At 73.5% G+C, this 15,376-nt stretch carries 17 protein-coding genes; 11 read left to right on the forward strand and 6 right to left on the reverse strand.

Annotated features, from left to right (window positions below):
* Nucleotides 1-90 precede the first annotated feature (90 nt).
* The 7 genes from PVK37_RS24740 to PVK37_RS24770 all read left to right on the forward strand — a co-directional run bounded on the left by PVK37_RS24740 (nt 91) and on the right by PVK37_RS24770 (nt 3,562).
* On the forward strand, nt 91-717 hold the full coding sequence (locus tag PVK37_RS24740) for an RICIN domain-containing protein (RefSeq protein WP_275030202.1): 627 nt from the start codon (nt 91-93) through the stop codon (nt 715-717).
* Between the two features lie 32 nt (nt 718-749).
* The gene (locus tag PVK37_RS24745; protein WP_275030203.1) at nt 750-1,862 is read left to right on the forward strand and encodes a PLL family lectin; all 1,113 of its coding nucleotides are present in this window, start codon (nt 750-752) and stop codon (nt 1,860-1,862) included.
* Between the two features lie 260 nt (nt 1,863-2,122).
* Nucleotides 2,123-2,584 carry a radical SAM protein gene (locus PVK37_RS24750; RefSeq protein WP_275030204.1) on the forward strand — a complete coding sequence of 154 codons (462 nt, stop codon included), beginning with the start codon at nt 2,123-2,125 and terminating at the stop codon, nt 2,582-2,584.
* An 8-nt stretch (nt 2,585-2,592) separates the two neighbouring features.
* Entirely contained in the window at nt 2,593-2,895 is a 303-nt protein-coding gene (locus PVK37_RS24755; protein ID WP_275030205.1) for a hypothetical protein, read from the forward strand.
* Between the two features lie 45 nt (nt 2,896-2,940).
* Nucleotides 2,941-3,078 carry a hypothetical protein gene (locus PVK37_RS24760; RefSeq protein WP_423790837.1) on the forward strand — a complete coding sequence of 46 codons (138 nt, stop codon included), beginning with the start codon at nt 2,941-2,943 and terminating at the stop codon, nt 3,076-3,078.
* Nucleotides 3,079-3,187: 109 nt separating this feature from the next.
* Nucleotides 3,188-3,331 carry a hypothetical protein gene (locus PVK37_RS24765; RefSeq protein ID WP_275030207.1) on the forward strand — a complete coding sequence of 48 codons (144 nt, stop codon included), beginning with the start codon at nt 3,188-3,190 and terminating at the stop codon, nt 3,329-3,331.
* Entirely contained in the window at nt 3,332-3,562 is a 231-nt protein-coding gene (locus tag PVK37_RS24770) for an SH3 domain-containing protein (protein WP_275030208.1), read from the forward strand.
* Between the two features lie 48 nt (nt 3,563-3,610).
* On the opposite strand, the gene PVK37_RS24775 is transcribed toward PVK37_RS24770, so the two are convergent.
* Together PVK37_RS24775 and PVK37_RS24780 are read right to left on the reverse strand one after the other, a co-directional pair.
* Nucleotides 3,611-6,265: a polynucleotide kinase-phosphatase gene (locus tag PVK37_RS24775; protein WP_275030209.1), complete on the reverse strand. Its 2,655-nt coding sequence runs from the start codon at nt 6,263-6,265 to the stop codon at nt 3,611-3,613.
* A complete protein-coding gene (locus PVK37_RS24780; protein WP_275030210.1) occupies nt 6,262-7,692 on the reverse strand; it encodes a 3' terminal RNA ribose 2'-O-methyltransferase Hen1 in 1,431 nt (476 codons plus the stop codon). The genes PVK37_RS24775 and PVK37_RS24780 overlap by 4 nt, the downstream gene beginning before the upstream one ends.
* A gap of 163 nt (nt 7,693-7,855) precedes the next feature.
* On the opposite strand from PVK37_RS24780, the gene PVK37_RS24785 reads away from it, so the two are divergent.
* Nucleotides 7,856-8,647 (forward strand): phosphotransferase family protein, encoded by a 792-nt coding sequence (locus PVK37_RS24785; RefSeq protein WP_275030211.1) that lies wholly within the window; start codon nt 7,856-7,858, stop codon nt 8,645-8,647.
* Between the two features lie 65 nt (nt 8,648-8,712).
* Here the strand turns inward: PVK37_RS24785 and PVK37_RS24790 are convergent, their stop codons facing one another.
* Both PVK37_RS24790 and PVK37_RS24795 read right to left on the reverse strand, forming a co-directional pair.
* The gene (locus PVK37_RS24790) at nt 8,713-9,864 is read right to left on the reverse strand and encodes a CaiB/BaiF CoA transferase family protein (RefSeq protein ID WP_275030212.1); all 1,152 of its coding nucleotides are present in this window, start codon (nt 9,862-9,864) and stop codon (nt 8,713-8,715) included.
* Nucleotides 9,865-9,943: 79 nt separating this feature from the next.
* Complete coding sequence (locus PVK37_RS24795) at nt 9,944-10,438, reverse strand: GyrI-like domain-containing protein (RefSeq protein ID WP_275030213.1); 495 nt, start codon at nt 10,436-10,438, stop codon at nt 9,944-9,946.
* A gap of 154 nt (nt 10,439-10,592) precedes the next feature.
* Between PVK37_RS24795 and PVK37_RS24800 the strand changes: the two genes are divergently transcribed.
* From PVK37_RS24800 to PVK37_RS24810, 3 genes are all read left to right on the forward strand, one after another.
* Nucleotides 10,593-11,402, forward strand: coding sequence for a phytanoyl-CoA dioxygenase family protein (locus tag PVK37_RS24800; RefSeq protein WP_275030214.1), 810 nt, complete (start codon nt 10,593-10,595; stop codon nt 11,400-11,402).
* Nucleotides 11,399-12,229: a TrmH family RNA methyltransferase gene (locus PVK37_RS24805; protein ID WP_275030215.1), complete on the forward strand. Its 831-nt coding sequence runs from the start codon at nt 11,399-11,401 to the stop codon at nt 12,227-12,229. Before PVK37_RS24800 ends, PVK37_RS24805 begins: the two co-directional genes overlap by 4 nt.
* Nucleotides 12,230-12,343: 114 nt before the next feature.
* On the forward strand, nt 12,344-13,735 hold the full coding sequence (locus PVK37_RS24810; protein WP_423791111.1) for a cellulase family glycosylhydrolase: 1,392 nt from the start codon (nt 12,344-12,346) through the stop codon (nt 13,733-13,735).
* 55 nt (nt 13,736-13,790) lie between these two features.
* On the opposite strand, the gene PVK37_RS24815 is transcribed toward PVK37_RS24810, so the two are convergent.
* Nucleotides 13,791-14,552 carry an SDR family NAD(P)-dependent oxidoreductase gene (locus PVK37_RS24815; protein ID WP_275030217.1) on the reverse strand — a complete coding sequence of 254 codons (762 nt, stop codon included), beginning with the start codon at nt 14,550-14,552 and terminating at the stop codon, nt 13,791-13,793.
* A gap of 28 nt (nt 14,553-14,580) precedes the next feature.
* Nucleotides 14,581-15,243 carry an NADPH-dependent F420 reductase gene (npdG, locus tag PVK37_RS24820; RefSeq protein WP_275030218.1) on the reverse strand — a complete coding sequence of 221 codons (663 nt, stop codon included), beginning with the start codon at nt 15,241-15,243 and terminating at the stop codon, nt 14,581-14,583.
* Nucleotides 15,244-15,376: the final 133 nt, after the last annotated feature.

Genomic DNA, 15,376 nt, shown 5'->3' on the forward strand with positions numbered 1-15,376 from the left:
ATCGCCCGGGCTGCCTGGCGGGTGGGAACCGCCCACCGCCGGCCGGGTTCGTGGTGGGCCCGGCCCGCACCGGCGGAGAGGAGCATCCCGGTGGAGAGAACAGCGTCGTCCCGGTTCGTGGGGCTCGCGAGGATCAGCGTCGCCGTCGTGGCGGTGCTGGTCACGGTGGCCGCGACGGTCACCGTGGTCACGCCGGCCCCGGCCCGCGCGGACACCCTCGGCGTCGAGATCGTGAGCGGCCAGACGTGGGGGACCTACCGGGCCGACGTGATGTCGGCCAGCACCGAGCCGATGAAGGGGGTCTTCCTCTGGCCGGACAACGCCAGCCTGTCCCAGGAGTTCGACCTGCTCGACAGCGGCAACGGCTTCTTCCGGATCAGGGCCCGCCACTCCGGACAGTGCCTGATGCTGGACTGGCGCTCGGGCACGTACACCAACGGCACCCCGGTGGTGCAGTACCCGCACTGCTCGGCCGGGTACGCCCCGGGTGAGTGGTCCTCGGAGTGGATCTGGTACCCGGGAAACGGCTGCACCGGCTGCCTGTTCGACGGGCGGGGCTGGCTCCGGCTGGTCAAGAACCGGGCCACCGGCATGTGCCTGGACACGGCCAACCCGGCCGGCGGCAGCCCCGGACAGGGCGCGGTGCTCCAGCAGTGGCAGTGCATCACCTCGTCCACCCAGTGGAACTCCTGGAACCAGATGTGGTCGTTCGTCTAGCACTCCGACCTCACCACCCGAAGGGGGCATCCATGATCCAGATCCGCGCCCGGTACCGGCGCGCCGCAGTCGCGGCGGGCGCCGCGCTGATCCTCACGGCCGCGCCGATCGGCACCCCACCGGCGTACGCGGACCAGCAGGTCGAGGCGTACACGATCAGCACGACCTACGGCCTCTACCGGTCCACCGGCGGTGCTCCCGTCATGGTGCACCCCGAACGGGTCGCGCCACCCGGGGCCGGCATCGCCGTGCTCCGGTCCGGATCCAGCAGCGTCACCGCGTTCGCGGTCGGCCTGAGCGGCGGTCTCGTCGTGTCGCGGACCGAGTCGTCCGGCGCCGGCCCCGCCGTCACCGTCGACGGCCCCTACGACCTGGCCCCACCCGGCGCACCGGTAACGGCTGCCGGCTCGGACGTGTTCTTCGTCGGCCGCAGCGGCGCTGTCTTCCACCGGTCGTACCTGAGCGGCGCGCCGGTCGGGCCGCGGCCGGTCACCGGGGCCGGCGTCGCCCCGCCCGGCGCGGTCGTCGCCGCCATCCCCGGCACCACCCCCGGCGTGGCATTCGTCGGCACCGACGGCGCGCTCCGCGTGGTCCGGCGGACCAGCAGCGGCACCTGGACGAGCACCCCGGCCAGCCCACCGAACTTCGCCACGCCCGGTGGCGGGCTGGCCGCCGTCTCCGCCGTGGCCGGGTTCGTCACCGGGCTGGACGGGCGGATCTGGCAGCTGGGGCTGACCGGCGGCCCGCTGCCGGACCCGTGGCAGCCGGTCCCCGTCGCCGGGGCCGGGGCCGCGCCGGCCGGGGCGCACCTCACCGCCGTCCAGTTCGCCGACGGCACGAAGGTCGTCGTGTTCGCCGGTCCCGACGGCGCCGTCCGGGCCACCTCGAACGTCGCCGGAACGTGGCACGAACCGACCGCGGCCACCGCGTCCGGCGTGGCCCTCCCCGGGAAGCCGGTCGCCGTCACCGTCCACGGCGACCACCTCGACGGGGACTGGTGCGGCAACGGCCGGGCGTGGCAGATCCGCATCCCCAAGCCGCGCCCGCCGGCAGGCCCCCACCCCGAGCCGTGGGACGCTGTCACCTCCTCGTTCCAGGCCCCCGCCATCCAGCCCGGCGGACACGTCACCAACGTGCTGCGCTAGCGTCACGCCCCCGGTCGTCCGTCCGCCCCGTGTTCCCGGACGACCGGGGACCGGTTTGGCACAATCGCCGCCATGGACGCTCCCGAACTGGTACTCGTGCTGCGCTACCGCAAGGCGGTGACGTACGGGTTCCACGTCCTGCTCGGCGTGCTCGAACAACACGACACCAGCACCCGGTACGAGGTCCGGTTCGGCGAGACCCCGGAGGCGACGGCCGGACACGTCCGGTCGGCGAGGGCGAGACGACGCTGCTGCGGCTGGTGGACGCGGCCGGCGATCCGACCGGGATCCCCGGTCTCGCCTACCGGGACGCCACCGGCACCGTGGTCCGTACCGGGCGGCCGGAGCGCCGGCCGCTCGACGAGTTCCGGGGTTTCTCGCTGCGCTGGCACCGGTTCAACGCGTTGGAGATCACCCGCGGCTGTGTGTTCTCCTGCCGGTTCTGCCAGACCCCGTTCATGTTCTCGGCCCGGTTCCGGCACCGCAGTGTGGCGAACGTCCGCTGGCACGTCGACGCGATGCGGGAGCGGGGCATGCGGGACGTCCGGTTCGTCACGCCGACCGCGCTGTCGTACGGCAGCCAGACCGACGAGGCGAACCTGGACGCGGTCGAGGAGCTGCTGGCCTCCTGCCGGGAGGGCATCGGCCCGGACGGGCGGGTGTTCTTCGGCTCGTTCCCCAGCGAGATGTCGAGGAGGGCTTCCGGATCAACGTCGACATGATCTTCGGCATGCCCGGTGAGGACCGGTCCGACGTGGACGCCTCGCTGCGGCTGGCGCAGGAACTGGCCGACCTCGGGGCCCGGATCCACGCGCACACCTCCATGCCGCTGCCCGGCACCCCGTGGCGCGAGGCACCACCCGGGGACGTGGCACCGGAGACCATCCGGGAGGTCGCCCGGCTCTCCCGGCGGGGTGCCCTCTACGGGCACTGGCAGAAGCAGCGCGACCACGCGGCCCGGCTGGCCGCCGCCGCCGACGCGTACCCGAGGCCGGGCCGCAGCCGCACCATCCTGCCCGTCGTGGAGCGCTGATCCTTTCGCCGACCCGGCCCTCTCCCCCGGCACCGGGACCAGCCGGTGCACGTGATCGCCCGTCGGTACGGCTTCACCAGTCCGGCCCACTTCAGCCGGTTGTTCGCCCGCACGTACGGTCAGCCGCCCCACGACGACCGCCGGACCGGCCAGGAACGGGCCATCGTGCACGGAATGCAATGAGCGTGCGCTGACGGTCATCGCGGGCCGACCGCCCGGCGGGGCAGGCTGACGACAGGACGACAGCCGGCCCGTACGTGGCACGGGCCCGACATCCGCAGGAGGATCCGACATGCTCCGACGTACGAGAGTCGCCGCGCTCGGCGCGGCCACGGCAGCGGCCCTGACCGCGACCCTCGCCGTCGCCACCCCGGCGCACGCCGACGCGTTCCGGTGCGGTGACTGGGGCAGCGACCCGCGCGCCTGGTGCGCCTAAGTGAAGAACGCGCCGAGCGGGCTGACCGTCCGCTCCGGACCCGGCACCGGCTACTCGGCGGTCGGCACCCTGGCCAACGGGCAGAAGGTCGAGGTGGACTGCTGGGGGTACGGCACCTCGGTCAACGGCTACAACATCTGGAGCCGGCTGTACTCGCCGGCCGGACAGCGCTGGGTCAGCGACTACTACCTGACCACCGGACGGGTACAGGACTACGTGCCCAAGTGCTGAGCGGTCCGGCGGCCGGCCGGGGGACACTCCCCGGCCGGTCGCGGACCGTCACAGCCGTGGGTCGACGGGTTCCGACTCCAGCGCGAGCACCGCGAAGACCGCCTCGTGGACCCGCCACCGGGGTTCCCCCCGGGCGACCCGTTCGAGCGCCTCCAGGCCGAGGGCGTACTCGCGCAGGGCCAGCGACCGTTTGTGCCCGAGACCGCGCTGACGCAGCCGGTCCAGGTTGGCCGGCTCGGTGTAGTCCGGGCCGTAGACGATGCGCAGGTACTCCCGGCCGCGCACCTTGACGCCGGGCTGGAGCAGGCCGCGCCGGCCCCGGGTCAGGTTGGCGTACGGCTTCACCACCATGCCCTCGCCGCCGGCGGCGGTCAGCTCCTCCCACCAGGCGGTCCCGGCCGCCGTGGACGCCGCATCACCGGTGTCGACGAGCACCCGCCGGGTGGCCTGGACCAGGTCGGGCGCGGCGTCGGCGAGCCGGTCGGCGAGCGCCAGGTGCCAGCCGTGGTCCCGGTCGTGGTAGGTCGCGCCCCGGGAGGCGAGCAGCTGGAACGGGGCCAGCCGCACCCCGGCCAGCCCGTCGGTGGGCCAGCAGTACCGGCGGTACGCCGCGGTGAACGCCTCGGCGTTGCCGGCCCGCGCGGCGGTACGGTCGTGCAGTTCCCCGACGTCGAGTCCCGCCGCCCGCGCCGCGTCCAACGCGTCGAGGGCGGCCGGCAGCGCCGACCGGGCGGCGGCACCGACCGCGGCGTACTGGTTGCGGAGCAGGTCCTCGGCCTTGGCGGACCACGGCAGCAGCTCCGCGTCGAGCAGCAGCCAGTCGGTGTCGAGGTCCGCCCACAGCCCGGCCGCGTTGAGCGCGCCGCGCAGCCGGTCCAGCAGCTGCTCGGTCACCTCCGGCCGGAAGAACGACCGGCCGGTGCGGGTGTGCACGGCCCCGGTCGTACCGTCGTCCGCCCCGAACCTGGTCCGCGCGGTGGCCTCGTCCCGGCAGACCAGGACCACGGCCCGCGACCCCATGTGCTTCTCCTCGCAGACGACCTGTCCGACCCCGTCGGACCGGTACGCGTCGAACGCTTCGGCGGGGTGTTCGAGCAGGTCGGTGCGGGTCGAGGTGGCGCAGGGCGCCATCGTCGGCGGCAGGTAGCACAGCCATCGCGGATCGATCGCGAACCGGCTCATCACCTCCAGCGCGCCGGCGGCCTGGTCCTCCCGGACGGTGACCCGCCCGTGGTGCCGGGTCTCCACGACGCGTCTGCCGAGGACGTCGGTGATGTCGAGCAGGTCCGGTTCCCGCGCGCCCCCGGTGACGCCGTCGGCCGACCCCGGCCCGGCGGACCCCGACGCGGCGGGCCCGGCGTCGGTGGGCCCCGGCCAGGTGGGCGTGACGGCGGTGGAGGTGCCCGGGGGGACGGCCGGCGGGAACGGCCGGGCCGGTTCGTACCAGACCCGCTCGGCGGGAACCGCGACGAGCTGCTTCTCCGGGTACCGCAGGGCGGTCAGCCGGCCGCCGAACACGCACCCGGTGTCCAGGCACAGGGTGTTGTTCACCCAGCGCGGCTCCGGGACGGGCGTGTGCCCGTACAGCACCATCGCCCGCCCCCGGTAGTCGTCGGCCCACGGGTAACGCACCGGCAGGCCGAACTCGTCGGTCTCCCCGGTGGTCTCCCCGTAGAGGGCGAAGGACCGCACCCGCCCCGACGCCCGCCCGTGGTACGCCTCCTTCAGGCCGGCGTGCGCGACGACCAGCCGACCGTCGTCGAGAACCAGATGCGAGACGAGGTCCCGGCAGAACACCTCGACCTGCCGGCGGAACTCCTCGGGCTCGGCGGCGAGCTGCTCCAGCGTCTCGGCCAGCCCGTGGGTGACCTGCACGCTACGGCCGGACAGGGCCCGGACCAGCTTGTTCTCGTGGTTGCCGGGCACCGCGAAGGCGTGCCCGGCGGCGACCATGCCCATCACCAGGCGCAGCACCCCGGGCGCGTCCGGCCCCCGGTCGACCAGGTCACCGACGAACACCGCGCGACGGCCCTCGGGGTGCGCCGCGTCGACCGCCCGCCCGGCGTCGTCCCGGACCAGCGCGTAGCCCAGCCGACCGAGCAGGGACTCCAGTTCGCTGCGGCAGCCGTGCACGTCCCCGATGACGTCGAACGGCCCGGTCTCGTGCCGGAAGTCGTTGCGCAGCGGCTCGCGGACGATCGTGGCGGCCTGCACCTCCGCCACCCCGCGCAGCACGTGCACCTTCCGGAAGCCCTCCCGGGCCAGGCCGCGCAGCGACCGGCGCAGCTGGTCGTGCTGGCGGCGTACCACGGGCGCGCCGAAATCCCGGTCGGCCCGCCGGCTGTTGCGGTCGACGCAGACCTTCTCCGGTACGTCCAGCACGATCGCCACCGGCAGCACGTCGTGCGCGCGGGCCAACGCGACGAGCTTCCGGCGGGCGTCGGGCTGCACGTTGGTGGCGTCCACGACCGTCAGGTGCCCGGCGGCCAGCCGCTTGGCGGCGATGTAGTAGAGCACATCGAACGCGTCCGCGCTGGCCGCCTGGTCGTTCTCGTCGCCGCTGACCAGGCCCCGGCAGAAGTCGCTGGAGAGCACCTCGAAGGGCGCGAAGTGGGTGGCGGCGAAGGTCGACTTGCCGGAGCCGGAGACCCCGACCAGTGCCACCAGGCACAGCCGGGGTACGGCGAGCTGCAGTGCGGTCATCGGGTGCCTCCGGTGCTGTCCCGGCGGGTGAACACCGCCAGTTGGGTGGGCGGGCCGACCTCCGGATCGTCCGGACCGACCGGCAGGTGGCGCACCTCGTAGCCGTACTCGGCGGCGACCGCCGCCGCCCAGGCGCGGAACTCGGCGCGGGTCCACTCGAACCGGTGGTCGCGGTGCCGCAGCCGGCCCGCCGGCAGGTCCGGGTAGCGGACGTTGTACTCGACGTTCGGGGTGGTCACCACGACCGTGCCGGGCCGGGCGTGACCGAACACCGTCCGTTCCAGCGCGCCGAGCCGGGGCGGGTCGACGTGCTCGATCACCTCCATCAGCACCACCGCGTCGAACCCGGCGAGCCGGCCGTCCCGGTAGGTCAGCGAGGACTGGACCAGCCGTACCCGGTCGAGCTGCCGTTCGGGGAGCTGGTCCAGGCGTAGCCGGCGGGCGGCCACGTCGAGCGCGCGGGCCGACACGTCCACCCCGACGATTTCGGTGAAGACCGGGTCGGTCAGCAACGCCCGCAGCAGGGCACCGTCGCCGCAGCCCAGGTCGGCGACCCGGGTCGCGCCGGCGGCCCGGAGCGCGGCGAGCACCGCGTCCCGGCGCTGCTCGGCCAGGTTGGGCGTCCGCGGGGGCGACCCGTCGGCCGTCCCGTCCGGTACGGCGTCGTCCAGTGCCTGCGGCTCGGTGTCGTCCACCTCGGCCAGCCGGCCCACGGCGGTGCCGACCAGGGTGCGCTGGTGCGCCAGGTAGCGCCGGACGATCAGGTCCCGCTCCGGGTGCCCGCGCAGCCAGCCGGCCCCGGCCCGGACCAGTTTGTCCACCTCGTCGGTGGTGACCCAGTAGTGTTTGCCGTTGTCCAGCACCGGCAGCAGCACGTACAGGTGGTTCAACGCCTCGGCCAGCCGCAGCCGGCCGGTCAGGCGGACGTCCAGGTAGCGTGACGCGCCCCAGTGCGGCACCGCCGGGTCCAGCGGCACCGGTTCCGCCTCGACGGACCAGCCGAGCGGGGCGAACAGCCGGTGCGCCACGGTGGGCCCGCCCACGCACGGCAGGGCCGGCACGCGCACCGTCAGCGGCAGCGGCTGCCCCGGCAGTTCCGGGCGGGCGTCGCACCGGCCCGCCATCGCGGTACGGAACACCTTGCCCAGCGCCACCGCGAGCATCGACGACGCCGCGTACGGCCGGTCGTTGACGTACTGCGCCAGGGAGAACGCGTCCGGGCCGCCGGTGCCGCGCCCCCGGACCAGCGCGACCGGGTCGACCTCGAGCAGCAGCGCCGCCGTGCACCGCTGGTCCGTCGCCTCCGGGTAGAACACGTGCGCCTGCCCCGCCGACACCGCGAAGCTCTGCACCCGGCCCGGATGCTTGTGCAGCAGGAAACCCAGGTCGGTCGCGGACGGCGCGGTCGAGGTGATCGTCAGGAACACCGGCACAGTGTGCCGACCGGACATGCGGCCGGCCACCCGATTCCGGTCCACCGCCGTGCCGGGTGTCCGTGCGCGAGCAGAAAACCGGCAGCCGGGCCAGGGAATCCTGGACTACGGTGCCCCGATGCGGGCGGACGAGACTCGGCAGGCGACACAGGCAGCCATGGGGAGCGCCGCACGGCTCGGACTGACCGTCCACGACGCCGCCGTCCTGCACGACTCGAACACGCTGACCCTGCGTCTGCGGCCCTGCGACGTGCTCGCCCGGGTGGCGCCGGCCGCGCACCAGTGCGCCCGGCTCGAGGTGGCCGTCGCTGCGCGGTTGGCCGAGGTCGGGAGTCCGGTGGCCGTGCTGGAATCACCCGAGGTCTTTGCCCGGGACGGCTACGTGACCACCTTCTGGACCTACTACGCACCGGTGACCACCCACCCGGTCCCCGACGCCGAGTACGTCGACGCGCTCGAACGTCTGCACGCCGGAATGCGCCGGGTCGACCTGCCCACCCCGCACGTCACGGACCGGGTTTCCGAGGCCCGGTCGCTCGTGGCGGACCACGACCGGACGCCGGAGCTGGCCGACGCGGACCGGGCCTTCCTGGCCGGCACGTTGGACCGGATGTGCCGAGCGGTCAGCGAGAGCGGCCGGCCCGAGCAGCTCCTGCACGGCGAACCCCACCCGGGCAACCTGCTCCCGACCCGGGCCGGCCCGCTCTTCATCGACTTCGAGACCTGCTGCCGGGGGCCGGTCGAGTTCGACCTGGCGCACACCCCCGACGGGGTCGGCGACCACTACCCGGGCGTCGACCACCGGCTGCTCCGGGACTGCCGGATTCTCGTGCTGGCGATGATCACAGCGTGGCGCTGGGACCGCGACGACCAGTTCCCCGACGGCCACCGGCTCGGCATCGAATGGCTGGGCGCACTCCGGAAGGCGACGGCAGAGCTGGACAGGTGAGCCGACCCACCTCAGGCGGCGCGGTGCCCGGGTCAGGGCGGGGCGGGTCAGGTGGGCGCGGCGGTTCAGGTACCGGTGTCGAGCCGGTCGGCGAGGGCTTCGGCGGAGAGTTCCCCCAGCCGGGGTGGCGGGTTCCGGTAGCGCGGCGGTGACGTGCTCAACCGGACGGGGTGGGCCACCTGACGGGACGCCGGGCCGTGTTCCGGGTCGGGGATCTCCACGACCGGGTCGAGTCCGAGCCGGTCGGCCAACGCGAAGGCGTCGGCGACGTCGTTGACCGGGCCGCACGGCACCCCGACGGCGGTCAGCGACCCGAACCACTCGTCGGCGGTACGGGTGGCGAGGTGCCGGCCCAGCTCCGCGCCGAGCGTCTCCCGGTGGGCGACCCGGGCGGTGTTCGTCCGGAACCGTGGGTCGTCGGCCAGCGACGGCGCGCCCAGGGCGGTGCACAGGGCCTGGAACTGGCGGTCGTTGCCCACCGCCACGACCAGCGGACGGTCGGCGGTCGGGAACACCTCGTACGGCGCGATGCTCGGGTGCCGGTTGCCGAGGGCCCGGGGCACCACGCCCCCGTCGAGGTAGCCGGACGCCTGGTTGACCAGCGCCGACAGCAGCGAGGACAGCAGGTTGACCTCGACCCGTTGGCCCTGGCCGGTGCGGTCGCGGTGGCGCAGGGCGGCCAGGATGCCGACGGTCGCGTGCAGGCCGGTGACCACGTCGACGAGCGCGACGCCGGCCTTGACCGGCTGGGTGGGGTCGGTGCCGGTGACGCTCATCAGCCCGCCGACGGCCTGGATCAGCAGGTCGTAGCCGGGCAGGCTGCTGTCCCGGCCGAAGCCGGTGACCGAGCAGTACACCACGGCGGGGTTGGTACGCCGGACCTGCTCGTAGCCGAGTCCCAGCCGGTCCATGGTGCCGGGCAGGAAGTTCTCCACCACCACGTCGGCCCGTTCGACGAGGCGGCGGGCCACCGCGTGGTCCCGCGCGTCGCGCAGGTCCAGGGCGACGGACCGCTTGTTCCGGTTGACCGACCGGAAGTACGTGGCGTCGCCGGCCGCGGTCCACGGTGGGCCCCAGGCGCGGGTGTCGTCGCCGTGTTCCGGCCGCTCGACCTTGACGACCTCGGCGCCGAGGTCGGCCAGCAGCATCGTCGCGTACGGTCCGGCGAGCACCCGGCCGAAGTCGGCGACGAGGAGTCCGCCGAGCGCATCTGTCATGTCGACCAGTGTGAACCAGGCCGTGTTCCGGAAGCGGGGTAGCCACCCGGACCGGGGCACCCGGAAGTTCACCCGGTCGCTACGCCGGCTCGACGGGCAGCCACAGCTCGCGGGTCGCGGTGCTGAGGTCGTCCGTCGGCTCGGGCACCGCGACGATCTCCGGGCCCGGCCGCAGCCGCCACGGGTTGAAGGGAAACCATTCGGCTGCGGCCGCGGCCCAGGTCTTCTGCAGGGTCTGCGGATACGGCCCCACGGACCGGATCACCACCCAGTGGCCCGCCGGGACCTCGATGACGTCGAGGTCGCCCGGGACCGGCGTGCCCGGTGACACGGCGACCCCGTGCAGGTAGGTCAGCTCGCTGCCTTCGGCGTAGTCCGCGTCGAGGTCGTCGCAGACCGCGAGCAGGCCACCCGGCTCAGCGTCACCGAGCGTCTTCAGGCGCAGGTGCTCCGCTGCCGGCAGCGCGGCGATGTGCCGCTGGATGTAGGGGTTGATGCCTCGGTGGATCAGTGGAACCCGGGCAGCGTGCCCCACGAGCCGGAACGCGGGACGGTCGACGATGCGGGTTTCCATGCGTTCACTCCCTTCGACGGTTGGGCGGAACCTGAGCTGTAGTGCTGTACGACCGGGCCTCCGTATCGTGACCGGCGCTGTTGCGGGCACACCCGACGGAAGCGGAGCGGGAAGTGTCGGGTGATCGGGGTCGGTGCCGCCCCACGATGGGGGCATGGACGACACGACACTGGTATCCCGGTTCCTCCGCGACGGCTTCGTGAAGTTGGCGGGCGCCGTCGCACCGCGGGTGGCCGCAGACTGCGCGCGGCTGCTGTGGCGGGAGACCGGCTGCGACCCGGACGACCCGGCCACCTGGACGCAGCCCGTGCACTGGGTGCCCGGCCTGGCACAGGGGCCGTTCGCCGCCGCACCCAACTCGCCGTTCCTCCATCACGCGTACGACCTGCTCGTCGGCGCGGGACGCTGGGAGCCGCGCTACTCACTGGGCACGTTCCCGTTGCGCTTCCCGCACGAGGATGAGCCGGACGACGCGGGCTGGCACATCGAGGGCAGCTACCTGCCGGAGGGTGCGAACTGGTACTTCACGAATGTTCGCTCCCGGGGCCGGGCGCTGCTGATGCTGTTCCTGTTCAGCGAGGTCGGTCCGGAGGACGCCCCGACCCGGATCCGGGTCGGCTCACACCTCGACGTGCCGAAGGTGCTGGAGAAGTACGGGGAGGACGGGGCGAGCGGGCTGGACCTCGCGCCCGAGTTGGTGGCGGCGTCCGACCACCGGCCACTCGCGCTGGCCACCGGGTCCCCGGGTGATGTCTTCCTCTGCCATCCGTTCTTGGTGCACGCGGCGCAACCGCACCACGGGACGCGGCCGCGCTTCATGGCCCAGCCGCCACTGATGCCGGCCGCGCCGTACGAACTGGAGCGGGCCGATGGTGCGTACTCTCCCGTGGAGGTCGCGATTCGCCGAGGACTCGGGCAGGACACCCCCGATCCTGCGGTACGAGGAAGGCGAGGACAACGGTGAGGGTGCGGGTGACCGGCCGCAACGCGCGATTCCAGCAGTGGGAGGCTCTGCTCCGCAATCGGACCAAGCGGCAGCGTCGCGGCGAGTTCCTCGTGCAGGGCGTGCGCCCGATCGCCATGGCCATCGAACACGGCTGGCAGGTCCGGGAGCTGCTCTACGCCGCCGACGTCCAGCTGTCCGGCTGGGCACGCGAAGCCCTGGACACCGTCCGGGCCGAGAGGTACGCCGTCTCCGGTGAACTGATGTGTGAGCTGGGCGGCAAGTCGGACACGGTGCCGGAGCTGCTGGCCGTGGTCGCGCTGCCGGAGGACGACCTGTGCCGCATCCCGGCCGGGCCGACCATGCTCACCGTCGTGTTCGACCGGCCCACCAGCCCTGGCAACATCGGGACGCTCATCCGGTCCGCAGACGCCTTCGGCGCGTCCGGTGTCATCGTCACCGGCCATGCTGCCGACGTGTACGACCCGAAGGCGGTGCGGGCGAGCACCGGCTCGCTGTTCGCTCTGCCCGTGGTCCGGGCGCCCTCACACCAGGCCGTGCTGTCCTGGGTAGCCGACGTGCGCGCCGACGGCGTCGGCATCGCCATCGTCGGTGCCGACGAGCAGGGCGCACTGGATGCCGCCGAGTACGACTTCACGCAACCCACACTGACCCTGATCGGCAACGAGACCACCGGTCTCAGCGTCGGCTGGCGTGCGGCCTGCGACCAGCTCGTCCGGGTTCCGATGTCCGGGGCCGCCAGCTCCCTGAACGCGGCGGCCGCCGCGACCGTCGTGCTCTACGAATCAGCCCGCCAGCGCCGCGCAGCCGCACAGCCGCCAACCTGAACACGGCTGGTCCCGGTTCCCGTTGCCCCGATACTTAACTTTGTTTATGGTTCGATGAACGTAGATTTACTTCCTCGTCCCCCGGAGGTACCCGTGCGGCTTCGCGGCAGACCGATCCTGTTGGCCGGCCTCATCGCGGCGGCGGCACTGGTGCCGTTCGCCCCGTCCCGCACCGCCGAGGCGGCGGCCACCCCGACCGCGAGCTTCAGCAAGGTCAACGACTGGGGTTCCGGCTGGGAGGGCAGCTACACCATCACCAACTCCGGCACCACCACGATCAGCTCCTGGCGGCTGGAGTTCGACCTGCCCACCGGCACCACCGTCGGCTCCTACTGGGACGCGCTGCTGACCAGCAGCGGACAGCACCACACCTTCACCAACCGGTCCTGGAACGGCACGGTCGCCCCGGGCACCTCGGTGACCTTCGGTTTCATCGGCAACGGCTCCGGCACGCCGACCGGCTGCACCCTCAACGGCCAGCCCTGCGGCGGCGGCACCCCACCGACCACCCCACCGCCGACCACCACCCCACCGCCGACCACGCCGCCACCCACCACGCCGCCGCCGACCGCCAGCACGCCGGTCGCGGCCAACGGCCAGCTCCGGGTGTGCGGCCGGCAGCTCTGCAACCGCGACGGCAAGGCGGTCCAGTTGCGCGGCATGAGCACGCACGGTCTCCAGTGGTACGCCAACTGCGCCACCCCGGCCTCGCTGGACGTGCTCGCCCGGGAGTGGAACGCGGACGTGCTGCGCATCTCGATGTACGTCCAGGAGGGCGGCTACGAGACCGACCCGCGCCGCTTCACCGACCTGGTGCACAACTACATCGAGCTGGCCACCGCCCGGGGCATGTACGCCATCGTCGACTGGCACATGCTCAGCCCCGGCGACCCGAACCACAACCTGACCCGGGCGCGTACCTTCTTCGCCGAGATCGCCGACCGGCACAAGGACAAGGTCAACGTGCTGTACGAGATCGCCAACGAACCCAACGGGGTCGCCTGGGGAACCATCAAGAGCTACGCCGACCAGGTGATCCCGGTGATCCGCAGCCGGGACCCGGAGGCCGTCGTGCTGGTCGGTACGCCGGACTGGTCCTCGCTCGGGGTCTCCGGCAGCGGCGGCGGGGTCGACACGATCGTCGCGAACCCGGTCACCGGCGGCAACCTGATGTACGTCTTCCACTTCTACGCCGCCTCGCACGGCAGCCTGTACTACGACACCTTCGCCCGGGCCGCCGACCGGCTGCCGCTGTTCGTCACCGAGTTCGGCACCCAGGACTACTCCGGCGACGGCGCGAACGACTTCACCATGGCCCAGCGGTACCTCGACCTGATGGCCGCCAAGAGGATCAGCTGGGTGAACTGGAACTTCTCCGACGACTTCCGTTCCGGCGCGGTCTTCACCACCGGCACCTGCGGCACCGGCCAGTTCGGCGGCACCACCCGCCTCAAGCCGGCCGGCGTCTGGGTCCGCGACCGCATCCGCACCCCCGACGACTTCTGAGGAACGCGGGGACCGGTGCCCCTCCAATGGGCGGGAGGGGCACCGGGCGGGCGGTTCAGCGGGGCGGCATCCGCAGCGCGCCGTCGAGGCGGACGACCTCACCGTTGAGGTAGTCGTTGTCCACGATGGCCAGCACCAGCCGGGCGTACTCCCCCGGCTCGCCGAACCGGCTGGGGAACGGCACCCCGGCGGCCAGGCCGGCCCGGTACTCCTCCGACACGGTCTGCATCATCGGCGTGCCCATGATGCCCGGCGCGACCGCCATCACCCGGATGCCGTACTGGGCGAGGTCCCGGGCGGCGGGCAGGGTGAGCGCGACGATCCCGCCCTTGGACGACGCGTAGGCCGCCTGACCGACCTGGCCCTCGTAGGCGGCGACCGAGGCGGTGTTCACGATCACGCCCCGCTGGCCCTGGCCGTCCGGGGCGGTCTCCGCGATCCGTTCGGCGGCCAACGACAGCACGGTGAACGTGCCGACCAGGTTGACCTGCACGACCTTGGCGTACAGGTCGAGGTCGTGGCCGCCGCGCCGGCCCAGGACGCGCTGCGACGGCGCGATCCCGGCGCAGTTCACCACGGTCCGCAGCGGTTCCGCGCCACCGGCCGCGCGGGCGACCGCCGTCCGGACCGCGGCCGGGTCGGTGACGTCGACCTCGACGTACTCCACCCCGGCCGGTGGGTCGCCGGCGGCGTCGATGGCGGGCCGCAGGTCGAATCCGTACACGGTGGCCCCCCGGTCGGCGAGCGCGGTGGCGGTGGCCGCGCCGAGGCCGGAGGCGGCACCGGTGACGATGGCGGCGGTACGGGCGAGGTCCATGCTGATGCTCCTTCGTGCCGGGAACGGGTCACACGTCGGTGATCCGCAGGCCGGCGTGGGCCTTGTAGCGGCGGTTGACCGAGATGAGGTTGGCGGTGAACGCCTCGACCTGGTGGGCGTTGCGCAGCCGCCCGCCGTAGATGCCCCGGACCCCGGGGATGGCGGCGGCGAGGTCCTGGACCAGGTCGGTGGCCGTACGGTCGTCCCCGAGCACCAGCACGTCGGTGTCGACGGTGTCCAGGTCCGGGTCCTCCAGCAGGACGGCGGAGACGTTGTGGAACGCGCCGACCACCGTCGAGCCGGTCAGGATGGCGGCGGCCTGCTGGGCGGCGGAGCCCTCGGCCACGGTGAGCGCGTACGCGCCCTGCTTGTCGAAGCCCAGCGGGTTCACGCAGTCCACCACGATCTTCCCGGCCAGCGCCGGGGCGAGTTCGGTGAGCAGTTCGGCGTGGCCGTCCCAGGGGACGGCGACCACCACGATGTCGCCGGCCGCGGCGGCCTCGGCGTTGGTCGCGCCGCGGACCCGGCCGGGCAGGGCCTCGGCTGTCCGGGCGGCCCGGTCGGCGTCCCGGGAGCCGAGCACGACGTCGAGTCCGGCCGCCGCGAAGCGCCGGGCCAGTCCCCGGCCCTGCGGGCCGGTTCCACCGAGTACGGCGACGGTCCGGCCCCGCAGGGCCTCGCTGATGGGCATGCTGGTGTGTCCTCTCTCGGCCCGGCCGACTCGCGGGACGGGCTGCTCTGGGCCCGGCCGGCACCCGGTCCGGGCGACGTCCGACCCGGCCGGGGTCCGGAACCTGCCGGCAGCCGGCCGGGGGTCCGGCACC

The sequence above is a fragment of the Micromonospora cathayae genome, from assembly GCF_028993575.1.
Lineage (GTDB): Bacteria > Actinomycetota > Actinomycetes > Mycobacteriales > Micromonosporaceae > Micromonospora > Micromonospora cathayae.

Coding starts and splice junctions, on each gene's coding strand:
- PVK37_RS24745 (WP_275030203.1), top strand. CDS start 750: ATGATCCAGATCCGCGCCCGGTACCGGCGCGCCGCAGTCGCGGCGGGC.
- PVK37_RS24755 (WP_275030205.1), top strand. CDS start 2,593: ATGCCCGGTGAGGACCGGTCCGACGTGGACGCCTCGCTGCGGCTGGCG.
- PVK37_RS24765 (WP_275030207.1), top strand. CDS start 3,188: ATGCTCCGACGTACGAGAGTCGCCGCGCTCGGCGCGGCCACGGCAGCG.
- PVK37_RS24775 (WP_275030209.1), bottom strand. CDS start 6,265: ATGACCGCACTGCAGCTCGCCGTACCCCGGCTGTGCCTGGTGGCACTG.
- PVK37_RS24785 (WP_275030211.1), top strand. CDS start 7,856: ATGGGGAGCGCCGCACGGCTCGGACTGACCGTCCACGACGCCGCCGTC.
- PVK37_RS24790 (WP_275030212.1), bottom strand. CDS start 9,864: ATGACAGATGCGCTCGGCGGACTCCTCGTCGCCGACTTCGGCCGGGTG.
- PVK37_RS24795 (WP_275030213.1), bottom strand. CDS start 10,438: ATGGAAACCCGCATCGTCGACCGTCCCGCGTTCCGGCTCGTGGGGCAC.
- PVK37_RS24800 (WP_275030214.1), top strand. CDS start 10,593: ATGGACGACACGACACTGGTATCCCGGTTCCTCCGCGACGGCTTCGTG.
- PVK37_RS24815 (WP_275030217.1), bottom strand. CDS start 14,552: ATGGACCTCGCCCGTACCGCCGCCATCGTCACCGGTGCCGCCTCCGGC.
- npdG (WP_275030218.1), bottom strand. CDS start 15,243: ATGCCCATCAGCGAGGCCCTGCGGGGCCGGACCGTCGCCGTACTCGGT.